The sequence below is a fragment of the Achromobacter animicus genome (assembly GCF_902859585.1).
GTDB lineage: Bacteria > Pseudomonadota > Gammaproteobacteria > Burkholderiales > Burkholderiaceae_B > Achromobacter > Achromobacter animicus.
Genome location: NZ_CADIJM010000008.1, coordinates 60,741 through 82,214 on the forward strand (window position 1 = coordinate 60,741; position 21,474 = coordinate 82,214).

23 protein-coding genes are annotated in these 21,474 nt (G+C 67.8%); 13 read left to right on the forward strand and 10 right to left on the reverse strand.

The window, feature by feature from the left end; translation table 11 throughout:
* Window positions 1-28 precede the first annotated feature (28 nt).
* From HV681_RS18620 to HV681_RS18635, 4 genes are all read right to left on the reverse strand, one after another.
* Window positions 29-445 carry a VOC family protein gene (locus HV681_RS18620; RefSeq protein ID WP_175124455.1) on the reverse strand — a complete coding sequence of 139 codons (417 nt, stop codon included), beginning with the start codon at window positions 443-445 and terminating at the stop codon, window positions 29-31.
* 69 nt (window positions 446-514) lie between these two features.
* Window positions 515-1,204, reverse strand: a complete 690-nt coding sequence (locus HV681_RS18625) for a helix-turn-helix transcriptional regulator (RefSeq protein ID WP_175124456.1) — start codon at window positions 1,202-1,204, stop codon at window positions 515-517.
* Between the two features lie 176 nt (window positions 1,205-1,380).
* On the reverse strand, window positions 1,381-2,328 hold the full coding sequence (locus HV681_RS18630) for an alpha/beta hydrolase (RefSeq protein WP_254595018.1): 948 nt from the start codon (window positions 2,326-2,328) through the stop codon (window positions 1,381-1,383).
* A gap of 26 nt (window positions 2,329-2,354) precedes the next feature.
* Entirely contained in the window at window positions 2,355-3,374 is a 1,020-nt protein-coding gene (locus HV681_RS18635) for a tripartite tricarboxylate transporter substrate binding protein (protein WP_175124458.1), read from the reverse strand.
* Between the two features lie 162 nt (window positions 3,375-3,536).
* On the opposite strand from HV681_RS18635, the gene HV681_RS18640 reads away from it, so the two are divergent.
* The gene (locus tag HV681_RS18640) at window positions 3,537-4,553 is read left to right on the forward strand and encodes a LysR family transcriptional regulator (protein ID WP_175124459.1); all 1,017 of its coding nucleotides are present in this window, start codon (window positions 3,537-3,539) and stop codon (window positions 4,551-4,553) included.
* Here the strand turns inward: HV681_RS18640 and HV681_RS18645 are convergent.
* Window positions 4,487-4,699 carry a hypothetical protein gene (locus tag HV681_RS18645; RefSeq protein WP_254595019.1) on the reverse strand — a complete coding sequence of 71 codons (213 nt, stop codon included), beginning with the start codon at window positions 4,697-4,699 and terminating at the stop codon, window positions 4,487-4,489. The genes HV681_RS18640 and HV681_RS18645 overlap by 67 nt on opposite strands.
* A 48-nt stretch (window positions 4,700-4,747) precedes the next feature.
* On the reverse strand, window positions 4,748-5,215 hold the full coding sequence (locus HV681_RS18650) for a CopD family protein (protein ID WP_175124460.1): 468 nt from the start codon (window positions 5,213-5,215) through the stop codon (window positions 4,748-4,750).
* A 170-nt stretch (window positions 5,216-5,385) separates the two neighbouring features.
* Here HV681_RS18650 and HV681_RS18655 point away from each other — a divergent pair, with 170 nt between their 5' ends.
* From HV681_RS18655 to HV681_RS18695, 9 genes are all read left to right on the forward strand, one after another.
* Window positions 5,386-5,895 (forward strand): sigma-70 family RNA polymerase sigma factor, encoded by a 510-nt coding sequence (locus HV681_RS18655; RefSeq protein WP_175124461.1) that lies wholly within the window; start codon window positions 5,386-5,388, stop codon window positions 5,893-5,895.
* Window positions 5,892-6,884: a FecR domain-containing protein gene (locus HV681_RS18660; protein ID WP_437340391.1), complete on the forward strand. Its 993-nt coding sequence runs from the start codon at window positions 5,892-5,894 to the stop codon at window positions 6,882-6,884. The genes HV681_RS18655 and HV681_RS18660 overlap by 4 nt, the downstream gene beginning before the upstream one ends.
* Window positions 6,885-7,044: 160 nt before the next feature.
* Window positions 7,045-9,669: a TonB-dependent receptor gene (locus HV681_RS18665; RefSeq protein WP_175124463.1), complete on the forward strand. Its 2,625-nt coding sequence runs from the start codon at window positions 7,045-7,047 to the stop codon at window positions 9,667-9,669.
* An 82-nt stretch (window positions 9,670-9,751) separates the two neighbouring features.
* Window positions 9,752-10,798: a hemin-degrading factor gene (locus tag HV681_RS18670; protein ID WP_175124464.1), complete on the forward strand. Its 1,047-nt coding sequence runs from the start codon at window positions 9,752-9,754 to the stop codon at window positions 10,796-10,798.
* Window positions 10,799-10,819: 21 nt separating this feature from the next.
* Window positions 10,820-11,650: a heme/hemin ABC transporter substrate-binding protein gene (locus tag HV681_RS18675; RefSeq protein ID WP_175124465.1), complete on the forward strand. Its 831-nt coding sequence runs from the start codon at window positions 10,820-10,822 to the stop codon at window positions 11,648-11,650.
* A 34-nt stretch (window positions 11,651-11,684) separates the two neighbouring features.
* Window positions 11,685-12,647, forward strand: a complete 963-nt coding sequence (locus HV681_RS18680) for a FecCD family ABC transporter permease (RefSeq protein ID WP_437340392.1) — start codon at window positions 11,685-11,687, stop codon at window positions 12,645-12,647.
* On the forward strand, window positions 12,647-13,432 hold the full coding sequence (locus HV681_RS18685) for a heme ABC transporter ATP-binding protein (RefSeq protein ID WP_414631955.1): 786 nt from the start codon (window positions 12,647-12,649) through the stop codon (window positions 13,430-13,432). Before HV681_RS18680 ends, HV681_RS18685 begins: the two co-directional genes overlap by 1 nt.
* 77 nt (window positions 13,433-13,509) lie before the next feature.
* Window positions 13,510-13,992 carry a YajQ family cyclic di-GMP-binding protein gene (locus HV681_RS18690; protein WP_056571865.1) on the forward strand — a complete coding sequence of 161 codons (483 nt, stop codon included), beginning with the start codon at window positions 13,510-13,512 and terminating at the stop codon, window positions 13,990-13,992.
* A gap of 18 nt (window positions 13,993-14,010) precedes the next feature.
* Window positions 14,011-14,916: a LysR family transcriptional regulator gene (locus tag HV681_RS18695; RefSeq protein WP_175124467.1), complete on the forward strand. Its 906-nt coding sequence runs from the start codon at window positions 14,011-14,013 to the stop codon at window positions 14,914-14,916.
* A 52-nt stretch (window positions 14,917-14,968) separates the two neighbouring features.
* Here the strand turns inward: HV681_RS18695 and HV681_RS18700 are convergent, their stop codons facing one another.
* Window positions 14,969-16,414 carry an AlkA N-terminal domain-containing protein gene (locus tag HV681_RS18700; RefSeq protein WP_175124468.1) on the reverse strand — a complete coding sequence of 482 codons (1,446 nt, stop codon included), beginning with the start codon at window positions 16,412-16,414 and terminating at the stop codon, window positions 14,969-14,971.
* A 146-nt stretch (window positions 16,415-16,560) separates the two neighbouring features.
* On the opposite strand from HV681_RS18700, the gene HV681_RS18705 reads away from it, so the two are divergent.
* The 3 genes from HV681_RS18705 to HV681_RS18715 all read left to right on the forward strand — a co-directional run bounded on the left by HV681_RS18705 (window position 16,561) and on the right by HV681_RS18715 (window position 19,467).
* Window positions 16,561-17,127: a methylated-DNA--[protein]-cysteine S-methyltransferase gene (locus HV681_RS18705; protein ID WP_175124469.1), complete on the forward strand. Its 567-nt coding sequence runs from the start codon at window positions 16,561-16,563 to the stop codon at window positions 17,125-17,127.
* An 83-nt stretch (window positions 17,128-17,210) separates the two neighbouring features.
* On the forward strand, window positions 17,211-18,296 hold the full coding sequence (locus tag HV681_RS18710; RefSeq protein ID WP_175124470.1) for a tartrate dehydrogenase: 1,086 nt from the start codon (window positions 17,211-17,213) through the stop codon (window positions 18,294-18,296).
* A gap of 205 nt (window positions 18,297-18,501) precedes the next feature.
* Window positions 18,502-19,467 (forward strand): Bug family tripartite tricarboxylate transporter substrate binding protein, encoded by a 966-nt coding sequence (locus tag HV681_RS18715; protein ID WP_437340393.1) that lies wholly within the window; start codon window positions 18,502-18,504, stop codon window positions 19,465-19,467.
* Window positions 19,468-19,524: 57 nt separating this feature from the next.
* On the opposite strand, the gene HV681_RS18720 is transcribed toward HV681_RS18715, so the two are convergent.
* From HV681_RS18720 to urtE, 3 genes are all read right to left on the reverse strand, one after another.
* Window positions 19,525-20,130 carry a phosphatase PAP2 family protein gene (locus HV681_RS18720; RefSeq protein ID WP_175124472.1) on the reverse strand — a complete coding sequence of 202 codons (606 nt, stop codon included), beginning with the start codon at window positions 20,128-20,130 and terminating at the stop codon, window positions 19,525-19,527.
* 91 nt (window positions 20,131-20,221) lie between these two features.
* A complete protein-coding gene (gene arsC, locus HV681_RS18725; RefSeq protein ID WP_175124473.1) occupies window positions 20,222-20,650 on the reverse strand; it encodes an arsenate reductase (glutaredoxin) in 429 nt (142 codons plus the stop codon).
* A gap of 123 nt (window positions 20,651-20,773) precedes the next feature.
* Entirely contained in the window at window positions 20,774-21,472 is a 699-nt protein-coding gene (urtE, locus tag HV681_RS18730; RefSeq protein ID WP_056571844.1) for an urea ABC transporter ATP-binding subunit UrtE, read from the reverse strand.
* Window positions 21,473-21,474 lie beyond the last annotated feature (2 nt).

A 21,474-nucleotide genomic window follows, 5' to 3' on the forward strand; every position in this document is an offset into this window, starting at 1 on the left:
CCGCGCTTTTTGGCGCGGCCGTTTGTCATCAGACTGCCGCGACGGCGCGCTCGGTGCGGGGCGCGGCTGGGGCCGGCGCGGGGGCCGGGGCGAACACGCGCAGTCGGTGGCCGTCGGGGTCGAGCGCCACAAAGGTGCGGCCGAAATCCATGTCGGTGGGCGCCTGCAGGATGGGCAGGCCGCGCAGGCTCCAGTCCACATGGCGCTGGTTGACCGCATCGGCATCGGCCACGGTGAACGCCAGTTCGGACGCTCCGCCGCGTCCGGCGGCTGCCGGCGCCACCGTGTAGCGCGACCACAAGCCCAGCATCAGCCCCGAGTCCAGCGCAAACAGCGCAAACGTGGGCGACGATTCGATGGGCGGGCGCTGCAGCAGCGCGCTGTAGAACGCGGCGCTGGCCTGCGGCTTTTCCACATACAGGATGACGAAATTGGTGTCTGACATGATGCGCTCCGGGGGTTGGATGCGCTCATGATAGGCAGGGGTGCTGTCAGTTTTTGGCAGTAGTGAACGTCAGTCCTTGCGCGCCTCGTGGTCCAGCGCGCGCCACGCCTTGAGCAGGATGTGCCGCCGTTTGGGATACCTGGCGCCGATAGCCAGCGTGGCGATGCGGTCGGTGCGGAAATGGCGGAAGTCACCGCGCAATTCGCACCAGGCCATCACCAGCCGCACGCTGTCGAAAAAGCCCAGCGCGAACGGCCAGATGACGCGGGTGGAATCGGAGCCTTTGTCATCGCGGTAGGTGATTTCCAGTTTCTGTTCGCCGCGGATGGCCTGGCGGATCAGCGCCACGTCGACGCGGTCCGTGACGGCCACGGCGCTGGGGGCAACCAGCAGCGGAATGGCGTCAAGCTCGTCGCGCAGTTCCTGCGGCAGCACCGCGCCGATCTTGGCCAGCGCATTGCGCGCGGCCAGCCCCAGGCGTTCGTCCGAGCGGCGCGCCACCCAGCGCGTGCCCAGCACCAGCGCCTCGATTTCTTCGGTGCTGAACATCAGCGGCGGCAGCATGAAGCCGGGCCGCAGCACATAGCCCACGCCCGGTTCTCCCTCGATCTCGGCGCCCTGGCATTGCAGCGTGGCGATGTCGCGATACAGCGTGCGCAGGCTGATGCCCATCTCGGCCGCAAGCCGATGGCCGCTGACGGGCAGGCGGTGGCGGCGCAGGGTCTGGAGCAGCTCCAGGAGGCGTTCGGTGCGGGACATGGGGGCGGGGGAAGGGCAGACGGCGCAATACTGCCATGGATTGGCAGCAGGCGTCGCGATTTCGGGTGGTTAACGGGGCCTTGGAACCAGCCTTCAATCGGGGCTCAACCCAGCCTTCAATCCAGCCTTCGACCCAGCCCTCAACCCAGCCCTCAACGCGGCCTCCAACTCGGCTTTCAACCCGGCGGCAGTTCCATCAGCCAGTTGTGCACCAGCCCGGCCAGTTCCAGGCTGTTGCTGTCCATCATCAGCATGTGTGAATTTCCGGTGATTCCGCGTTCCGGCAACGACAGCACCTGGACGCAGGGGTAGCGCGCCGCAAATTCCTGCACACGGGCGCGCATGCGCGGCCAGCGCGGGTCGGTGTCCATGTTGTCGCCCATCACGATCAGCGTGGGCGTGCGGTAGTCATCGCCAGGCGCCAACAGGGGAATGCTTGCCGGTTCCAGCGCGACGACGGCGCGGACCCGATCCGGCTGCGCCTGGGCCGCGCGGATGCCGAACACGCCCGCTTGCGAATGGCAGATGACAATCATGCGGCCGACGCGTTCCAGCAGCGCCAGGTAGGCGCGCACGACGGCGGCGTCGGTGTGCACCCAGCGTGGGACCATCTGGGCGGCAAGCTGACCGAACGCCTCCACCGGAAAGCGGGTGTTTGGGTAGGCGCTGTCCGGACCCGGACGCGTGCCAGGCCGGCCGATACGAAAACGCGTATAGCAGTCTTCCTGTGCCTGCACGATGGGCGGCTCGGACCAGATGTCAGGGACGGGCGCGAAGCCGGACCGGCCGCGCTCGACGGCGTCGCACAGGTAGGCATCCCAGCCGCGCCGCAGGAACGTGTTGAGCCAGCCCTCGCGGCCATCGGGCGTGGTCTCCCAGGCGGCGCCGGTCATGCCGCCGCCGTGCCAGAACGCGATCGGCGGGCGGCCGTTGGGCGGGTCCGCCAGAAAGTACTGCGCGTACATCTGCTCCACGCGGTACGTGCCGTTCGGGTCCAGCGCGACGGGCTGTCCGCCCTCGGCCATCACGACCTCGCGGCGGGGCAGGCCCGACAGCGAGGCCTCGCGGCCGCCGACATGGAAGGACCCCATGCCGCGCAGGCGCAGGGGACCGGGTTCCTCCAAGTCATTCTGGTGAGAAGCCGCCGCCATCATTCGGCCTTGATGTGGTTCGCCTGGATCACGTCCTTCCACCGCGCGGTCTCGGCGCCCACGAAGTCGCCCAGCGACTGCCGCGTGCCGCTGGCCGTCTCGACGCCCAGTTCGCGCATCTTGGCCGCCACGTCGGGCGCTTGCAGGGCGGCGGCGAACGCGTTGTGCAGCGCGTCCAGTTCGGCGGCGGGTGTGCGCGCCGGCGCCATGATGCCGAACCACGGCGTGATGAGAAAGTCGGGCACGCCGCCTTCAGCGAAGGTCGGCACGTCGGGGATCGCGGGCGCCCGTTTGCTGCTTGCCACGGCCAGCGCGCGCAGCTTGCCGGCCCGGATGTTGGCCAGCGAGGCGGGAAGATTGTCGAAGTACATATCGACCTGGCCGCCAAGCAGATCGGCGGCGACCTGGCCGGCGCCCTTGTAGGGAATGTGGGCGACGTCGATGCCCGCGCGCTGCTTGAGCAGTTCCGTTGCCAGATGCGCCGAGCCGCCCACGCCGGACGATGCAGAGTTCAATTTGCCCGGATTGGCGCGGGCGTACGCCAGCAGTTCCGGCAAGGTGTTGGCGGGCACTTGGGGATTGACCACCAGCACGCTGGGCACCGTGCCGATCATTGCCACGGGCGCGAAGTCCTTGACGATGTCGTAGGGCGCGGGCTGGTAGAGCGATGGCGCGACGGTGCAGCCAAAGGCGCACATGAGCAGCGTGTATCCATCCGGCGCGGCGCGTGCCACCGCCTGCGCGCCGATGTTGCCGCCGGCGCCTGCGCGGTTTTCAACGATGAGCGGCTGGCCAAGGCGCCGCCCCAGGTCCTCTCCCAGGATGCGCGCCAGGATGTCAGGAGTGCCGCCCGCGGGAAAGGGCACCACGAGGGTGATGGGCCGCGCGGGAAAGCCGGCGGCCGCGGTGGCAGGCTGGGCGGCGCCCAGCGCCAGAACGGCGCCCGCCGTGGCGGCCAGCAGAAAGCGGCGAGAGGTGGCGGCGCGCCAGCGCGCGGTGAGGGCGGTGAGCAGGGCCATGAAGACGTCTCCAGGAAGTCGGTGTCGGATGCGAAATGGGCCGATCTGCGAGCCACTGTAGCCAAGCGCTGGTGCGCCGCCCAATGCCGGGCATGCAAGGCGGCTATATCAATTCTGGTATGCGACTTTCATTGCATGTGTTTCGCGCATAGCATGGACGCCATGACCGACACTCACCCCTTGCCCTATCTGCGCCGGCTGGACATGAACCTGCTGTTGACGTTCGACGCGCTGATGCGCACGCGCAGCGCCACCGCCAGTTCCGCGCTGCTGCACAAGACGCAGCCCGCCATCAGCCGCGACCTTGCGCGCCTGCGGGACCGGCTGGACGACCCCTTGCTCGTCGTCGTCAAGGGCCGCTTCATTCCGACCGAGCGCGCGCTGGAGTTGCATGCGGCTGTGCAGGACGCGCTGGCGCAGATCGAGTCGGCATTGCGCCCGGCAGAGGACTTCGATCCCGCGCGCGCCAGCGGCGTAGTCAACATCGGGACCGGCGCGCACAGCGAGATACTGCTGGCCGCACCGTTGCTGGAGCGGCTGCGCCGCGCTGCGCCAGGAATCACGCTGCGATTCCAATCGGTGCATGGCGACTTTGTTCCCGACGACCTGGATGCGGAACGGCTGGACATTGCCATCGGATTGTTCGGCAAGGTGCCGGCGCGCTTTCACCGCGATACGCTGCTGCGCGACCGGCGCGTGTGTGTGGTGTCGAAAGCGCATCCGCGCGCGGGGCAGGGCGCGCTGACGCTGGCTGACCTGCCGCGCATCAGGTGGTTTGCCTTCGCGCAGATGTACGGACGCGAGACCAACTTCGACCGCGCCCTGAAGCCGGAGGCGGGGCGGCTGGAATTCTCTGCCTACCTGTCGGGCTTTGGCATCACTCCCTACGTCTTGCTGGACACGGACTATGCGACCACCATGCCGGCCAGCGTGGCGCAGGTGCATGGCAAGCACTTTCCGCTGGCGATGCTGGAATTGCCTGCCAGCCTGCGCAAGATCGAATTCGTGATGGTCTGGCCGCGCCGGCTGCATACGTCGCCGCTGCAGGCGTGGCTGCGCGGCCAGATCCGTGACGTGCTGCGGGACCGCGCGGGCGGTCCCGGGCCAGCCGATCAGCGCGCCGCGGGCTTGCCCGACGCCACGTCCAGCACCGACCCGTCTTCCAGGCTCACGCGGTAGATCTCGCGCACGACATTGCCTGCAAAGCCGATCTCAACAATGGACACGTCCTGGAAGGTCGTCTCGATGCCCTCGGGCAGCACGGCGTTGAACTTGTCGGATTCCGCCTTCATGGCGTCCTGCAGCCGCGCGTTGTACGGCGTCATGCTGTAGACCAGCGTGGTGTGCGGGTCTAGCGGCCAGCCAGTTATTCGCTAGCCCAGGAACATGACCGCCACGATGGCGATGCCGAGCAGCAGGTTCACACCGACCCAGCGCCGGATGCCGGCCATCGCCTGGCCGCCGGCGGGCCAGTCGGACACCGCCACGGCAGCGGCCAGCCGCTTGAACAGCGCAAACCGGATGTGGCCGAAGATCGCCATCATGACGATGCCGCCGCTGGCCATCAGCGTCCAGTTGCGGGGCATGAAGAACGAGCCGCCCGTCTGCGCGGCCTGGCTGGCCCACGAGCCGATCATCCAGGCGCCGGTCACGAGAATCAGCACGATGGCCGCCAGCACGGCATTCAGAAAGGGGCCCAGCACCGAGGACAAGAGCGGCAACCGCACGGGCGGATCCAGTTTCGCGGCCGCCGGCCGCAGAAAACAGTGGGCGAACAGCATGCCGCCCACCCAGAGGATCACGGCCATGACGTGGAGAAACTGCAGGACGGCGTAGAGCATGGGATCAGCCTGTGGAAAGCGCCGCCGCGGGAGGCGGCGGACGTCGTACGGATGATATCTCCGCAAACCCGACGCGCGGACTTGACCAAGATCATGGTTTTGCATTTAGAATGAGAACGATTGCTATTTGTAGTTATGAATTTCGTAGTTAGTGAGTCAGGGAGCCGTCCGTGCCGAATTCCGTGCTCGCCTCGGGCGACGCCGTCAACATGCTGTACCGCACCCATCACGGATGGCTGCATGGCTGGCTGCGCGCCAAGCTGGGCAACAGCTTCGATGCCGCCGATCTTGCGCAGGACACCTTCGTGCGCGTGCTGCGGCACCGGCACGAACTGGACGCGCTGCGCGAGCCGCGCGCGTACCTGACCACCATCGCCAAGCGCCTGCTGCTGAACCACCATCGCCGCCGATCGGTCGAGCAGGCCTACATGGAAGCGTTGGCGTTGATGCCCGAGGCGCTTGCTCCTTCCCCCGAACAGCGCTTCATCATCCTGGAGACGCTGCAGGAAATTGAAGAAATGCTGGCCGGCCTGTCGCTGCCCGCCCGCCAGGCGTTCCTGATGGCGCAACTGGAAGGCCTGAGCCATGGCGAAATCGCCGACAAGCTCAACGTGTCGCTGCGCACCGTGCACCGCTACATCACCAAGGGATACGAGCAATGCATCATGGCGGTGATGTGAGCGCGCCAGCGGAACCGGCAGCCGAGCTGCCCGCCGTCGAGCGCAACGTCGCACGCGAGGCTGCGCGGTGGCTGATGCGGCTGAGCTCAGGCCGGGCTACCGACGCGGACGTCCATGCCTGCGACCAATGGCGCGCCAGCAAGGCCGAGCACGAACATGCCTGGCAGCGGGCGCAGCGCGTGAATGCGCGCTTCGGCCTCATTCCGTCGGCGCTGGGCATGGCAACGCTGAATCGACCGGACCTCAAGAGCCGCCGCGCCGCGCTCAAGACGCTGGTTGCCCTGATTGTGGCCGCGCCGGTCGGCTGGGCTGCCTGGCGGGCCGATCCCCTGGACTGGAGCGCCGACTACCGGAGCGCCGCCGGCGAGCGGCGCGACGTGATCCTGGCCGACGGCTCGACGCTGCACCTGAATACCTCCAGCGCCGTCGACGTGTTGTTCGACGACGCGACGCGCCTCTTGCGCCTGCGCGCCGGCGAGATCGCCGTCCATGCGGTGGCGGACCCCGCCAGCCATCCGCGTCCCTTCATCGTGCGTACGCGGCTGGGCGATATCGAGGCGCATGCCTCGCGCTTCTGTGTGCGCGAGGAGAGCGGGCGTTGCCAGCTCAGCGTGCAGGAAGGGCGCGTGCGCGTCAGCAGCGCCGGACAGCCGGGGCGCTACGTGGACGTGGCGGCCGGCGAGCAGAGCAGCCTGTCGCCCGATGGCGCCGGCCCCGCGACGCCCGCCGATCCGCATGCCAGCGACTGGCTGCGCGGCGTGCTGTACGCCAGCGCGCTGCGGCTGGACACCTTCGCGGCCGAGCTTGGCCGCTACCGGCAGGGCATCCTGCGCTGCGCGCCGGAGATCGCGCACCTGCGCATCTCCGGCGCCTTCCAATTGCACGACACCGACGCGGTGCTGGCGGCGCTGCCCGCCACCTTGCCCGTGCAGGTGCGCTACCGCACGCCGTATTGGGTAACGATCGTGCCTCGCGACACCTCGGCGTGAGGCGCGGGGTCGGCATGGCGGATCACGTTCACGGCGTTGCCGCGTCTTTTTCCGGCGCGCTGAAAATATTTTTGAAAATGCTGTCCGGTTTTGATTTCACGCGGGTCATGGTCTGTATAGGCACACGGATGCCGATACCTGTTGGATCGAAAGGACGACCATGGCTTACTACCCCGCCGGCCGCGCAAGCGGCTCCCGGGCAGCCCGAGGCGCGCAATGCCGGCTGACCCGTCTTACCGCTGCCGTGCATGCGGCGCTGGCCCTGACCGCTGCATCTGCCGCGATGCTGCCGGCCTCTGCCGCGCAGGCGCAAGGCGCCGCGGTGACGCAGGCCGGGGCGCGCGGCTACAGCATTCCGGCGGGATCGCTGGCGGACGCGCTGCCGCGTTTCGCGGACAGCGCCGGCGTGACGGTGCTGTTCGATGCGGCGCTGGTGGGCCAGCGCCGCACCGCCGGACTGCAGGGGGCGTACTCCGTGCATGAAGGGTTCGCGCGTCTTCTGGCGGGCAGCGGGCTGGGCGTGCAGGAACGCAGCGCGGGCGTCTTCGTGCTGCAGGCGTTGCCGCAGGGCAGCGTGACGCAGCTTGCGCCGGTGCAGATCGACGGCGAAGCGGCCGTCGTCACGCCGGCCTGGGAAACCAGCACCGATCGCCGCCGCCTGGACGATCTGCAGATCCGCAACTGGACCGACCTGAGCCGGCGCGCCGAACCGGGCGTGAACTTCAATCGCACGACCAACAGCATCAACATCCGCGGCCTGGATCAGGACCGTGTGCTGACGCGGGTGGACGGCATCCGCCTGCCGTGGCTGGACGACGGCGCGCGCGGCGTGAAGGGCGGCCTGGAAGCGGTGGATTTCAACAGCCTGTCGCGCCTGGACATCGTGCGCGGGGCGGACGCCACCGGCGGCGGCTCGGGCGCGATTTCGGGCATTGCCGACCTGCACACCCTGAATCCGGCCGACCTGCTGGGCGGCGGCAAGACCTTTGGCGCGCTGGCCAAGACCGATTACGACTCCGCCGACAACAGCTGGGGCGCCAACGCGGCGCTGGCCGGCCAGATCCACAGCAACACGTTCTGGCTGGTGCAGGCCGGCGTGCGCAACGGCCACGAACTGGACAACCGCGGCGACGTCGGCGGCTACGGCGCCAGCCGCAGCAAGCCCAGCCCCGAAGACTACGACCAGCGCAGCTTCCTCATGAAGCTGCAGCAGCGCGTGGACGGCGCGCATCTGTTCGGCCTGACGGGCGAATACTTCAAGCGCAATGCCGACATCGACAACAAGTGGGAGCAAGGCCCCGGCACCAGCTACCTCATCGGCGAAAACAGCACCCGCAAGGAAACCGAGCGCGAGCGCGTGTCGTTCGACTACACGTACACGGCGCCGGATTCGGGCGGCCTGATCGACACGGCCAACGCGGTGGTGTACTGGCAGCGCGTTCGCCTGGACAACTCGCTGGACGGCATCCGCGGCGTGGACGCGCGCGCCCGAATCATTCCGGGCGACCCATTCCGTTACGGCTTTCCCAACGGCCCCTACGGCCGCAGCAATTCGATCCAGCAGACGCTCTTCGGCGCCAGCACGGAATTCACCAAGCGCATCGCGGGCGCGTCGGTGTCGCAGCTGTGGTCGTTCGGCGGCGAGTGGTACGGCAACAAGACCGAGCAAAATTCCAGCGGCTACGACAACTGCCCGGTGATCCGACCCGGCACGCCCGCGCCGTTCGGCCCGCGCGCGTGCGACATGCTGCACACCAACCAGGCCGACGTCCCGCAATCCAAGGGTGACCAATGGGCGCTGTGGGTGCAGGACGAGTTCAGCTTTGCCGATGGCAGATACACGCTGGCGCCGGCCTTGCGCTACGACCACTACGAGCAACGGCCGCAGTCCACCGCCGGCTATGAAAGCAACCCCAACGCGGCCGCGCTGCCGCCCAGCAACAGCGGCAGCCGCTTCTCGCCCAAGCTGCTGGGCACGTGGCGGGCGGCCGAGCAGCTCAGCCTCTATGCGCAATACGCCTACGGCTTCAAGGCGCCCAGCGCCACGCAGCTCTACACCAACTACGGCGGCCCCGGCACCTATCTGCGCGTGGGCAACCCGTACCTGAAACCCGAAACCAGCAAGGGCTGGGAACTGGGCGCCAAGCTCGGTACCGACGACCTCGGCGGTGCGGTATCGTTCTTTGATAATCGTTATCAGAACTTTATCGATGGCGATGTGCCGCTGAATCCCAATTCGCCGCAGTGGCAGCCGGGTTGGGCGGGGCAGTATCCGCTGGGCGTGACCGGCAACGTCAACCGCGCCAAGGTCCGCATCTACGGCGCCGAGGCCAGCGCGCACTGGAAGTTTGCGCCGGGTTGGCGCACGTGGGGCTCGCTGGCTTGGGCGGTGGGCAAGGACGAGGGCACGGGGCAGTACCTGAACTCCGTCGCGCCGCTCAAGGCGATACTGGGCGTCGGGTATGGCCGCGACGTGTGGGGCGTGGACGCCATGCTCACCACAGCCATGCAGCGCAACAAGGTCGAGTATCCCGATGCGTCGCCCGACGCGCCCAATCCCGACTTCAAGGCGCCGGGCTATGGCGTGGTGGACCTGATGGGCTACTGGCGTCCGGCTGCGGTGAAGGGCTTGCAGGTGCAGGCGGGCGTGTTCAACCTGTTCGACAAGAAGTACTGGGAGGCCATCAACGTGCCGACCGCGGGCGCCACCGCGATCCCGCGTGCGGTGGATTGGTACACGGAACCGGGACGCAGCGTGCGCGTCTCACTGACTTATCAATATTGAGTTCGGTCCGCCGCCATTCGGCGCTGACCGGACCGGCGGCGGTTTTCTGCAGTGTTTTTTTGCACCGGCCGGAGGGCCTACGATGACGAATAATGATTTCTCGACCCGCGCTGAAGAACTGCGTGCCCGCAATGAGGCGCTGGCGGCGTCGCAACCCGGGCTGCGCGCCCGCAATCTGGCCCAGGCGTTGGGCGTGTCCGAGGCCGAGTGGGTGGCCGCGGGCTGTGGCGGCGTGAAGGCGACGGCGCTGCATGGCACGCCGCAAGAGATCTTCCGCGAACTGGGCACGCTGGGCGAAGTGATGGCGCTGACGCGCAACGACTGGTGTGTGCACGAGCGCCATGGGGTGTATGAGGACATCCAGGCCGACGGTCCGGTAGGTCTGGTGCTGGGACCGGACATCGACCTGCGCGTGTTCTTCACCGCATGGAAGTCGGCCTGGGCAGTCGAGCAGGACGGCCGCCAGAGCCTGCAGTTCTTCGACGGCGCGGGCGTTGCGGTGCACAAGGTCTACCGCACTGACGGCACGGACGCTGCCGCGTGGGATGCATTGGTCGCGCGCTTCGCGGGCGAGTCGCAATGGCCCGTGGCCCAAGCCTACGCGCCGTCCGCCGACGCCGAGCAGGTCGAGGACGCGTCCGCCTGGCGCGAAGCGTGGCTGGGCATGAAGGACACGCACGAATTTTTCCCGCTGCTGCGCAAGTTCAAAGTGTCGCGCCTGGCGGCCCTGACGGCGGCCGGCGAAGACCTGGCGCAGCCGGTGCCTGCCGACGCCGTGGAGCGCATGCTGCAATCGGCGGCCGAATCGGGCCTGCGCATCATGTGCTTCGTGGGCAACCGCGGCATGATCCAGATCCACTCCGGTCCGGTGCAGTCGCTGCGCCGCACGGGCCCGTGGTTCAACGTGCTGGATCCCAAGTTCAACCTGCACCTGGACACCACGGCCATCGCGTCGGTCTGGGTGGTCAACAAGCCGACGACCGACGGCTGGGTCACCTCGCTGGAGGTGTACGCCGGCACGGGCGACCTGATCGTGCAGTTCTTCGGTGAACGCAAACCCGGTCAGCGGGAAATCCCGCAATGGCGCGACCTGATGGTCAGCCTGTGCAGCGCGCCGCTGGCCGCTTGAGCGCATAAGGAAACGAGAGCGATGAAGAAATGGTTGGCAGTGGCGGCCTGGTTGTTGGCGGCAGGCGCGCAGGCGGCGCCGCCCGAACGGGTGGTGACCTTGGGCGGCACCGTGACCGAGATCGTGTATCAGCTCGGGCAGGGCGGCAAACTGGTGGGAGACGATCTCTCCAGCCTGTACCCGGAGGCCGCGACCAAGCTGCCGCGCGTCGGCTATTACCGTGCGGTGCCGGTGGAAGGCGTGCTGGCGCTCAAGCCGGATCTGGTGCTGGCGTCCGAGCAGGCCGGTCCGCCCGACGCGCTCAAGCGCCTGGGCGACGTCGGCGTGCGCATCGTCACCGTGCCGGACGCCCCGTCGGTGGATTCGCTGAAAGCGCGCATCCGCAACATCGCCGAGGCGCTGGACGTGGCCCCGGCGGGTGAAGCGCTGGTGACCGAGATCACCCGCGACCTGAAGGCGGTCGAGGCGATTCCGATCACTGGCGCGCGCGCCATCCTGGTGATGAACCGCACCGGCACGCTGCAAGGCGCGGGCGGCGGCACGGCGGCCAACGAAGTCATGACGATGGCGGGGTTGGCCAATGTGCTGAAGGACCAGCAGGGCTACAAGCCGCTCTCGGCCGAAGCGGTCAGCGCGCTCGCGCCCGACGTCATCGTCGTGACGCGAACTTCGCTGGAAGCTTCCGGCGGCGTGGACAAGCTGCTGGCGCTGCCGGGCCTGGCCTCCACGCCGGCCGCCGCGCGCAAGCGCGTCATCGTCATGGACGACCTGCTCCTCTTGGGCATGGGCCCGCGCCTGCCTTTGGCGCTGACCGAACTCAAGCGGGAGGCGGCCGGTGTCATGGGGCGCTAGCGCAAAGCGCGTCTCCGCGCCGCTGGCGCTGGCAGTGCTGGGCGCCGTGCTGGCGCTGGTGGCGCTGGCCGCCAGCAGCAGCGGCGCGGTCCAGATTCCGTTGCGCGACATGCCCACGCTGCTGTTTGGCGACCCCGCGCCGGGCGATGCGCTGTGGCGCAACGTCCTGATCGACATCCGGCTGCCCCGGGTGCTGTTTGCGATGGTGGCGGGCGCCGCGCTGGCCATATCCGGTGCGGCGATGCAGGCGCTGTTTCGCAATCCGCTGGCCGAGCCTGGCCTTATCGGCATTTCGGCGGGCGGCTCGCTGGGCGCGGTGGCCGCCATCGTGCTGACCTCGGGCGGCTTCTGGGTGCTGGCGCCGGCCGCGTTCGCCGGCAGCCTGCTTGCCACCTTCTGCGCATACGCGCTGGGCCGGCGCGTGCCCGGCATGGCGGGACTGCTGCTCGCGGGCATCGCCATCAACGCGGTGGCGGGCGCCATGATTGGGCTGTTCACGTTCGTGGCCAATGACGCGCAGTTGCGCGACCTCACGTTCTGGACCATGGGCAGCCTGGCCGGCGCCAAGTGGACGTTGCTGGCGTTCCTCGGCCCGTGGGTGCTGCTGATGTCCTGGTGGCTGATGCGCCAGTGGCGCGTCATGAACGCCTTGCTGTTGGGCGAGCGCGAAGCGCAGCACCTGGGTTACGCGCTCAAGCGCGTGCGCGCGCAGCTGGTGCTGGCGTGCGCGCTGATCGTTGGGCCGCTGGTTGCCGCGACGGGCGGCATCGGCTTTGTCGGCCTGGTGGTGCCGCATCTGGTGCGCATGACGCTGGGCGCGAATCACCGCTGGCTGCCGCCGGCCTGCGTGCTGGGCGGGGCGCTGGCGCTGACGCTGGCCGACTGGCTGTCGCGTGTCGCCGTCGTGCCGGCGGAGCTGCCGATCGGGCTGGTGACCAGCCTGGTGGGCGGACCCTTTTTCTTGTGGCTGCTGGCGCGCGGCCGGAGGCACGGTTGATGCTTGCAGCCGACGATCTCGTATTGACGCGGGGCGGCAACCGCATTCTGGACAAGGTGTCGTTGGCGGTGCGGCCCGGCGAAGTGGTCGGCCTTTTGGGCGCGAACGGCGCGGGCAAGTCGACGCTGCTGGGCGCAATGTCCGCCGAATTGGCGCCGGAAGCTGGCTCGGTCCGCCTGGGCGATGCCGACGTGCAGCAATTGGCGCATCGCCAACAGGCCCGCCTGCGCGCCGTGCTGCCGCAAAAGCCCGGGTTGAGCTTCGACCTGGACGTGCGTGACGTGGTGGCAATGGGGGCGTACCCGTTTCCCGAACTGTCGCCCGCGCAGGTGGACACGCTGGTGGATCAGGCGCTGGGCTGGGCCGACGTGTCGCATCTGAATGCGCGCCGCTATCCCGAGCTGTCCGGGGGCGAGCAGCAGCGGGTGCAGTTTGCGCGCGTGCTGGTGCAGTGCAAGGCGGCCCGGGGGCTGGGTGAGCCGCGCTATCTGCTGCTGGACGAGCCCACCGCCAGTCTGGACCCCAAGCACCAGGGCGACCTCTTGCGCGTCGCTGCAGGCCTGGCCCATGACGGCGATACCGGCGTACTGGTGATCCTGCACGACATGAACCTGGCGGCGCGCTGGTGCGACCGCTTGCTCCTGCTGTGCGGCGGCCGGGCCATCGCGTCGGGCACGCCGGCCGAGGTGCTGACGCCGAAGAACCTGTTCCTGGCCTACGGCATCGACGCCCATGTCATGCCGCATCCCTTGCAGCCCGAGCGCCTGCTCGTGGTCACGACATGACGGCGTGACGCCGGACGCGGGGCCGGTAAAATGGCGGGCATTGCACTTTCCCGCCAATTTTCACAGGACCCCGTGTCATGCCTACTTTTGACGTCGTCTCCGAAGTCGACAAACACGAACTGACCAACGCCGTCGACCAAGCCAACCGCGAACTGTCCACGCGCTTCGACTTCAAGGGCACCGAAGCCAAGTTCGAACTCGAGGGCTATGTCGTGACCCAGGTCGCTTCCAGCGCGTTCCAGCTCAAGCAGATGCTGGACATCCTGCGCGGCCGCCTGTCTGCCCGCGGCATCGACGTGCGCTGCCTGGACGTGGCCGACCCGCTTGAAAACCTGGGCGGCGCCCGCCAGAAGGTCACCATCAAGCAGGGCATCGAACAGCCCGTTGCCAAGAAGCTCATCGCCGCCATCAAGAACGCCAAGCTCAAGGTCGAATCGCAGATCAATGGCGACAAGCTGCGCATCTCGGGCAAGAAGCGCGACGACCTGCAGACCGCCATTGCATTGCTGAAAAAGACCGACGTCGAGCTGCCGCTGCAGTTCGAAAACTTCCGCGACTAAGCCGCGCGGGCCGCACCGATGGGGCATTCCAGCGAACTGCTCCTTGTCGTTGAGCTTGCGCGCGCGGGCGGCATGTCGGCCGCGGCGCGCGAGCTTGATGTCACCCCTGCCGCAGTCAGCAAGCGGCTGGCGCAGATCGAGGCGCGGCTGGGCGTGCGGCTCTTCAACCGCAGCACGCGGCGCCTCAGTCTTACCGCCGAGGGCGAGGTGTATCTGGAAAACGCCCGCCGCATCCTGGGCGAGATCGACGACCTGGACGCGCTCATCGCCAGCCGTCAGGCCGCCCCGCGCGGCCTGCTCAAGGTCAATGCGCCGCTGGGTTTCGGGCGCAGCTATATCGCGCCGGCCATCGCGGAATTCGCGCAGCAGTATCCCGAAGTCTCGCTGCAATTGCAGTTGACCGACCGGCCGGCCGACTTCGTGCGCGAGGCCTTTGACGTTGCGGTGCGCTTTGGCGATCTACCCGACACGAGTCTCATCGCGCGCAAGATCGCGCCCAACCGGCGCCTCGTGTGCGCGTCGCCCGGTTACCTGAAAAAACACGGCACGCCGACCACGCCGCATGATCTGGCGCGGCACCAGTGCATCGTGCTGCGCCAGAACGACGCTGCCTATGGGCTGTGGCGTTTCACGAAAGGCCGGCGCAGCGAAACCGTGAAGGTGCGCGGCAATCTCAGCAGCAACGATGGCGAGGTCACCCTGACCTGGGGCCTGGCCGGCCTGGGCATCCTGCAACGCGCGGAATGGGACCTGGCGCGCTACCTGCGCAGCGGCCGGCTGGTGCAGGTGCTAGAGGACTATGCGCTGCCGCAGGCGGATATCTACGCCGTTTTCCCGGAAAGGCACCACCTGTCCGCCAAGGTGCGGGTGTTCGTGGATTTCCTGGTGGCGTATTTCGGCGAAGGGTCGGAGGGGCGGTGGTGAAGCGCTGTTCTTTTGTGCTAGATCCCGTTGCGCGTGCTTTCTTCAACCTCGATCACGCTGTCCACAGGTGCTGCGCCGCGTAGGCGCGCCACGGCCGCCAGGCCTCAGATCGCGCCAGCAGTTGCGCGGGTGTGTAGGCCCGCGATTCCAGCTTTTCCAGCGCGCGGATCAAGCCGATATCCGCATGCGGAAACGCGTCCGGCTCACGCAGTTGCCGCAGCGCGATGTATTGCGCCGTCCATTCCCCCACGCCGCGTATCGTGCGCAACCGCCGCACGGCGTCTTCCAGGTCGACGGCGGCGTCAAAGAGATGCGGGTCCGCGACCGCTGCCGCGGCCACCGCGGACAGCGTCGCCGCCCGGCTGCGCGGCATGCCCAGCGAGGCCAGTTCGGCGGCGGCCACCACGTCCGGCTCGGGAAACACGTGCGTCAGCGCGCCGTCCGGCTGCGCTAGCGGCTTGCCATGCGCCGCCACCAGCTTGCCCGCCAGCCGGATGGCGGCGGCCACCGTGATCTGTTGTCCCAGCACTGCCCGCATGGCCAGTTCAAAACCGTCCCACGCGCCCGGCACGCGCAGCCCCGGCCGCGCCTGCATCAGCGCCGTCATGACTGGATCGGCGGCAAACTGCGCAGCGATTGCCGCCGGGTCGCTGGCCAGGTCGAACACGCGGCGCAGACGCGCGATGATGGCTGGCAGTGACGGCAGATGAGGAAAGCGCACCGCCACCTGCAGCGCGTCGCCCGCGCCCGGCCGCACCGTGACCGTGCCTTGCGCACCATCCAGGCTGACGGTGCGCGCATAGGTGTCGCCCGTCACGGACTCGACGCCGGGAATGGCGCGCAGCCGCAGGAACGCCAGCATGGCGTCCCAGTCGTAGGGCGGGCGGTAGCGCAGCAGCAGCTTGATTTCCCCATCCTGGCCCGCCGGCACCTCCGGCTTGCCTGAACGCCGCAGTTCGCCGGGCGCCCGGCCGAACAGGTCGAGGAACACCTCGTTGAAACGGCGGATGCTGCCGAATCCCGACGCGAAGGCGATCTCGGCCATGGGCAACTGCGTTTCATGGATGAGCTGCTTGGCCAGCAGCACGCGGCGCGTCTGCGCGAATGCGACGGGCGAGGCGCCCAGGTGCTGGCGGAACTGGCGCCGCAACTGCCGCTCGCCCACGCCCAGACGCTGCGCCAGCGCGTCGACGCCGGCCTCGTCCAGCGCGCCCAGCTCGATACGCTGCAATGCGCGCGCCACGGTGGGCGGCAACTCGTGGCCGGGGCCGACTTCGGGCGCCGTTTCCGGGCGGCAGCGCAGGCAAGGGTGGAACCCGGCCTCCTGCGCGGCTGCGGCCGTCGAAAAGAACGTGACGTTTTTCGACAGGGGCGTGCGCGCCGGACAGACCGGGCGGCAATAGATGCGCGTGGTCTTGACGGCCGTGAAGAAGCGGCCGTCGTAGCGGGCGTCGCGCACCTGGATGGCGCTGTAGCAGGCATCGTGGTTCAGGTTCATGAAGCGATGCTAACGCCGCCGGGCGGGCAAGATCTAGCGGATTTCGGACAGGGTTGTGAATGTCACACTGCTGTCCGAAAACCGCCAGCACCCGGTCTGGCGGCGGGTCTATATTGGCGGCTTGCCTACCTACCCGGAGCGACATCATGCCGGTACACACCTTTCTGCTGGAACGGGTTCCCACCCCCATTGGCCGGATGCTCGTGCTGACCGATGCCCAAGCCCACCTGCGCGCCGTGGACTGGGAAGACTACGAATCCCGCATGCACCTGCTGTTGCAGCGCCAGTACGGCCGGGGCGCGGTGCAACTGCAGGACGCCGCGCAGCCTTCGCAGGCAAGCCGCGCGCTGCAAGCGTATTTCGATGGCGACGTGGACGCCATCTCGGATCTTCCGGTCGCCTTGGGCGGCACGCGCTTCCAGCAGCAGGTCTGGCACGCGCTGAGCGGCATCGAAGGCGGCAGCACCATCAGCTACGGCACGCTGGCGACGCGAATCGCCCGTCCCACGGCCGTGCGCGCGGTCGGGCTGGCCAACGGCGCCAATCCCGTGGGCATCGTCATTCCGTGCCATCGCGTGATCGGCGCCAACGCCACGCTGACGGGCTACGGCGGCGGCCTGCACCGCAAGCGCTGGCTGCTGACGCACGAGGCGGCCTGGCGCAGCGCGCAGCCGCAGCGCCGTACCGAGGCGGCACTTTCAACTTCAAGTTGAAAATGTTGTGAATTTCGGCGCGTTCACCACGCGCCGCGCTCGGTACAGTGCCAGCAGACTCATCCGCACGGAGCGCTGGCACCATGAAGACCTATCGCATTGCAACCATCCCCGGCGACGGCATCGGCAAGGAAGTGATTCCCGCCGGCCAGCGCGTCATGCAGGAACTCGCCGCCCAGGGCGGTCTGCGGTTCGAATTTGAAGACTTCGACTGGGGCGGCGACTACTACCGCAAGCATGGCGTCATGATGCCCGCCGACGGGCTGGATGCGCTGCGCGACAAGGACGCGATCCTGTTCGGCTCGGCCGGCGACCCCGACATCGCCGACCACATCACCTTGTGGGGCCTGCGCCTGAAGATCTGCCAGGGGTTCGACCAATACGCCAACGTGCGCCCCACGCGCATCCTGCCGGGGATCGACGCACCGCTCAAGCGATGCACGCCCGAGCAACTTAACTGGGTGATCGTGCGCGAGAACTCCGAAGGCGAGTACTCGGGCGTTGGCGGCCGCGTGCATCAAGGCCATCCCATCGAAGCCGCGACCGACGTGTCGATCATGACGCGCGCCGGCGTCGAGCGCATTCTGCGCTTCGCGTTCAAGCTGGCGCAATCGCGGCCGCGCAAGCTGCTGACCGTTGTCACCAAGTCCAATGCCCAGCGTCACGCCATGGTGATGTGGGACGAGATCGCCGTGCAGGTCAGCCGCGAATTTCCCGACGTGACCTGGGACAAGGAACTGGTCGACGCCGCCACCGCCCGCATGGTCAACCGGCCCGCGACCCTGGACACCATCGTCGCCACCAACCTGCACGCCGACATCCTGAGCGACCTGGCGGCCGCCCTGGCCGGCAGCCTGGGCATTGCGCCCACCGGCAACATCGACCCCGAACGCCGCTACCCGTCCATGTTCGAACCCATCCACGGCTCGGCCTTCGACATCATGGGCAAGGGACTCGCCAATCCGGTCGGGACGTTCTGGTCGGTGGTGATGCTGCTGGAACACCTGGGCGAAACCGACGCGGCGGCGCGGCTGATGCAGGCCATTGAAAGCGTCACCGCCGATCCCGCGCTGCACACCGGCGACCTGGGCGGCCACGCCACGACCGAGCAGGTGACCAAGGCGGTCTGCGCAAAGCTGGCGGAATCGGCGCAAGCCAAGGCGGCATAGACGGCTTCCGGATGTAGGACGGATTCCGGTGTCAGACACCCTTCTTGATGTAGGACCGTTTCCGGTGTCAGACACCTGAATCTGTCTTACGGCTTCAGGAGATCCGGTCAGGTAAGAGGACGTCAGATCCGACCCCTGCGCCCGGCAACACAACAACAAGCGAAGTTCATTCGTAGTCAGGAGACAAATCGTGCATAAGAAAGCGATGACCGCGCGCGCCCTGGCGTTTGCCTGCCTGATCGGCGTTGCATTCGCGGGCGGCGCGCAGGCGCAGTCCTACCCGGCGCGTCCCGTGAGCCTGATCGTGCCGTTCCCGGCGGGCGGCACGACGGACGTGCTGGCGCGCGCGTTGGGGCAGGAGCTGGCCAAGAGCCTCGGCCAGCCGGTGGTGGTCGAGAACAAGCCGGGCGCAGGGTCGACGCTGGGCGCGGACTACGTCGCCAAGGCGGCGCCGGACGGCTACACGTTGCTGATGGGCGCGGTGCATCACACCATCGCCACCAGTGTCTACAAAAGCCTGCATTACGACTTCCAGAAGGACTTCGCGCCGGTCACCACGGTGGCGCTGGTGCCCAACGTGCTGGTCGTCAATCCCAAGCTGCCCGCCAAGGACGTGGCGTCGCTGTTGAAACTGGCGCAGGCGTCGCCCGGCAAGCTGACCTATGGTTCCAACGGCATGGGCACGGGCCAGCATCTGATCGGCGCACAGTTCGAGCGCGCGGGCCATGTGCAGTTGCTGCATGTGCCGTACAAGGGCAGTGGTCCGCTGACGACCGATCTGCTGGGCGGCCAGATCGACATGTCGTTCGACACGATCACGCCGGTGCTGGCGCACATTCAGAGCGGCAAGCTGCGTGCGCTGGCCGTTACCACCAACCAGCGTTCGGCCGCGCTGCCGGACGTACCGACCATGGAAGAGGCCGGTCTGAAGCCCTTCAACATGGGTACGTGGTTCGGCGTGCTGGCGCCAGCGGCGGCGCCCAAGGAGGTGGTCGACCGGCTGAATGCCGAGATGGTGAAGATCATCCGTTCGCCGGACTTCACGCGCCGCATGGCGGAAATCGGCGCGGTGCCGATCGGCGACACGCCCGCGGAGATGAAGGCGCGCATCGGCGCGGACACCGCGAATTACGCGAAGCTGGTCAAGGAAGCGAAAGTTGCAGTGAATTGAGGGGCAGGGCGGGAGCGGCCATTGCGGCCGCTGCCGCGCCGGCCGTCGTGACCCCCGTCATGCGCGGATCCATCCACGCGAAATCGGCAGGGCCAGCACCTTGCGATACAGCCCCTGTACCGCCGCCGTCACCGGCACGCCCGCGCGGCGCCACATGGGAATCGTGACCGCCGCGGCCATGGGCGCCAGCAGCAATCCGCCCAGGATATCCAGCGGGAAATGCACGCCCAGGTACACGCGCGACGTCCCCACGAGCAACGCGCCCGCCAATGCCAGCCAGCCCCATCCCGTCCAACGGCGATCCAGGATCAGCGCAAAGGCGAAGGCCGCGATGATGATCGTGTGATTGCTGGGAAACGACGAGGTCGCCTTGTGCGCGAAGAAGGCGTGCCCCAGGCCGATCACGAAGGGCCGCGGATGCGGCCACAGCACGCCGCATAAATAGCTGGCGGCCAACGCCACGGCGACGCTGGCCAGCGCCTTGAGCATCAGGCTGCGCTGGGCTTCCTTGCCCCACAGCCACACGGCGGCCATGACGCCCGGCACCAGCAGGATGAGTTTGTTCGCCACCAGCATGGCCGCATGGATCCGCCACGCGGGCGTGGCGGGGTCGGCGTTGATCAGAAGAAAAAGGGACTGGTTGAAGCTTTCCGGGAAATCCATGACACGTCATCGCGGCGTAATAAATCGGTTGCCGCGATGGTAATGACCGTACCCGTCAGTTCCCTTACAACGCGCTTCGATACGGCCGCTTTTACTTCTGGATGCGATTGCCCTGCGCATCGACAACCGGCTCGCCGCTTTCCTTCGAGAAGGCCCCCTTCTGCGGCGACGGAAGAATGTCCAGCACCAGTTCGCACGGCCGGCACAGCTTCGCGCCCAGCGGCGTCGACACAAAGGGACGGTTCAGCAGGATCGGGTGCTGCTCGATCGCGTCCAGCAACGCGTCATCCGACAGCGACGTGTCGTCCAGACCCAGTTCCGCGTAGGGCGTGCCCTTTTCGCGCAAGGCATCACGCACGCTGACGCCAGCCTTCTTGAACAGCGCTTTCAGCGTGTCGCGCGAGGGCGGCGTTTCCAGGTACAGGACGACCTGCGGCTCGATGCCGGCGTTGCGGATCAGGCCCAGCGTGTTGCGCGAGGTGCCGCACTTGGGGTTGTGATAGATGATGACGTCGGACATGAGGGCTCCTCTTTCGGGTGATGCGCTGTGAATCTGCACAATGCAACTGCGCCATGCCATTGAGCAAGGCAAGACCCGGAGCATAGTCCATCTACCGCGCCGCAGTCTGGCGCCGCGCCGCCGTCACACCGACAGATGCCGCCGCACGTCCTCGCCGTCGATGGCATCGCGCCCGCCGCTTGCCACCACCTCGCCGCGCGACAGCACGACAAACTGGTCCGCCAGTTCGCGCGCAAAATCAAAATACTGTTCGCACAGCAGGATCGCGATGTCGCCGCGCTGGCGCAGCATGTGGATCACCCGCGCGATGTCCTTGATGATGGACGGCTGGATGCCTTCGGTGGGCTCGTCCAGGATGATGAGCTTGGGCTCGGCCACCAGCGCCCGCGCGATGGCCAACTGCTGCTGTTGCCCGCCAGACAGATCGCCGCCGCGCCGCGACAGCATGCTTTTCAACACAGGGAACAGTTCAAAGACTTCCTCCTTGATGCGGCGGGCGCGGGCCGCGGGTTTGGTCGCCATGCCCATCAGGATGTTTTCTTCGACCGTCAGGCGCGCGAAGATGTCGCGGCCCTGGGGCACATAAGCCATGCCGCGCGCGGCGCGCTGGTGCGGCGCCAGGCGCGTGATGTCGGCTCCGTCGAAGGCGATGCCGCCGCGCGCCACGGGCAGTACGCCCATGACGCACTTGAGCAGCGTCGTCTTGCCCACGCCATTGCGGCCCAGGAGCGCCAGGCATTCGCCTTGCCGCACCGACAGCGACACGCCGCGCAGGGTATGGCTGCCGCCGTAGTATTGGTCGATCGTGCTTACGTCCAGCATGT

Excerpts from the sequence above, each read along its gene's own strand:
- HV681_RS18620 (WP_175124455.1), bottom strand. The coding sequence starts at position 445 with ATGTCAGACACCAATTTCGTCATCCTGTATGTGGAAAAGCCGCAGGCC.
- HV681_RS18625 (WP_175124456.1), bottom strand. The coding sequence starts at position 1,204 with ATGTCCCGCACCGAACGCCTCCTGGAGCTGCTCCAGACCCTGCGCCGC.
- HV681_RS18635 (WP_175124458.1), bottom strand. The coding sequence starts at position 3,374 with ATGGCCCTGCTCACCGCCCTCACCGCGCGCTGGCGCGCCGCCACCTCT.
- HV681_RS18640 (WP_175124459.1), top strand. The coding sequence starts at position 3,537 with ATGACCGACACTCACCCCTTGCCCTATCTGCGCCGGCTGGACATGAAC.
- HV681_RS18645 (WP_254595019.1), bottom strand. The coding sequence starts at position 4,699 with ATGACGCCGTACAACGCGCGGCTGCAGGACGCCATGAAGGCGGAATCC.
- HV681_RS18650 (WP_175124460.1), bottom strand. The coding sequence starts at position 5,215 with ATGCTCTACGCCGTCCTGCAGTTTCTCCACGTCATGGCCGTGATCCTC.
- HV681_RS18665 (WP_175124463.1), top strand. The coding sequence starts at position 7,045 with ATGGCTTACTACCCCGCCGGCCGCGCAAGCGGCTCCCGGGCAGCCCGA.
- HV681_RS18670 (WP_175124464.1), top strand. The coding sequence starts at position 9,752 with ATGACGAATAATGATTTCTCGACCCGCGCTGAAGAACTGCGTGCCCGC.
- HV681_RS18675 (WP_175124465.1), top strand. The coding sequence starts at position 10,820 with ATGAAGAAATGGTTGGCAGTGGCGGCCTGGTTGTTGGCGGCAGGCGCG.
- HV681_RS18685 (WP_414631955.1), top strand. The coding sequence starts at position 12,647 with ATGCTTGCAGCCGACGATCTCGTATTGACGCGGGGCGGCAACCGCATT.
- HV681_RS18690 (WP_056571865.1), top strand. The coding sequence starts at position 13,510 with ATGCCTACTTTTGACGTCGTCTCCGAAGTCGACAAACACGAACTGACC.
- HV681_RS18695 (WP_175124467.1), top strand. The coding sequence starts at position 14,011 with ATGGGGCATTCCAGCGAACTGCTCCTTGTCGTTGAGCTTGCGCGCGCG.
- HV681_RS18700 (WP_175124468.1), bottom strand. The coding sequence starts at position 16,414 with ATGAACCTGAACCACGATGCCTGCTACAGCGCCATCCAGGTGCGCGAC.
- HV681_RS18705 (WP_175124469.1), top strand. The coding sequence starts at position 16,561 with ATGCCGGTACACACCTTTCTGCTGGAACGGGTTCCCACCCCCATTGGC.
- HV681_RS18710 (WP_175124470.1), top strand. The coding sequence starts at position 17,211 with ATGAAGACCTATCGCATTGCAACCATCCCCGGCGACGGCATCGGCAAG.
- HV681_RS18715 (WP_437340393.1), top strand. The coding sequence starts at position 18,502 with ATGACCGCGCGCGCCCTGGCGTTTGCCTGCCTGATCGGCGTTGCATTC.
- HV681_RS18720 (WP_175124472.1), bottom strand. The coding sequence starts at position 20,130 with ATGGATTTCCCGGAAAGCTTCAACCAGTCCCTTTTTCTTCTGATCAAC.
- arsC (WP_175124473.1), bottom strand. The coding sequence starts at position 20,650 with ATGTCCGACGTCATCATCTATCACAACCCCAAGTGCGGCACCTCGCGC.
- urtE (WP_056571844.1), bottom strand. The coding sequence starts at position 21,472 with ATGCTGGACGTAAGCACGATCGACCAATACTACGGCGGCAGCCATACC.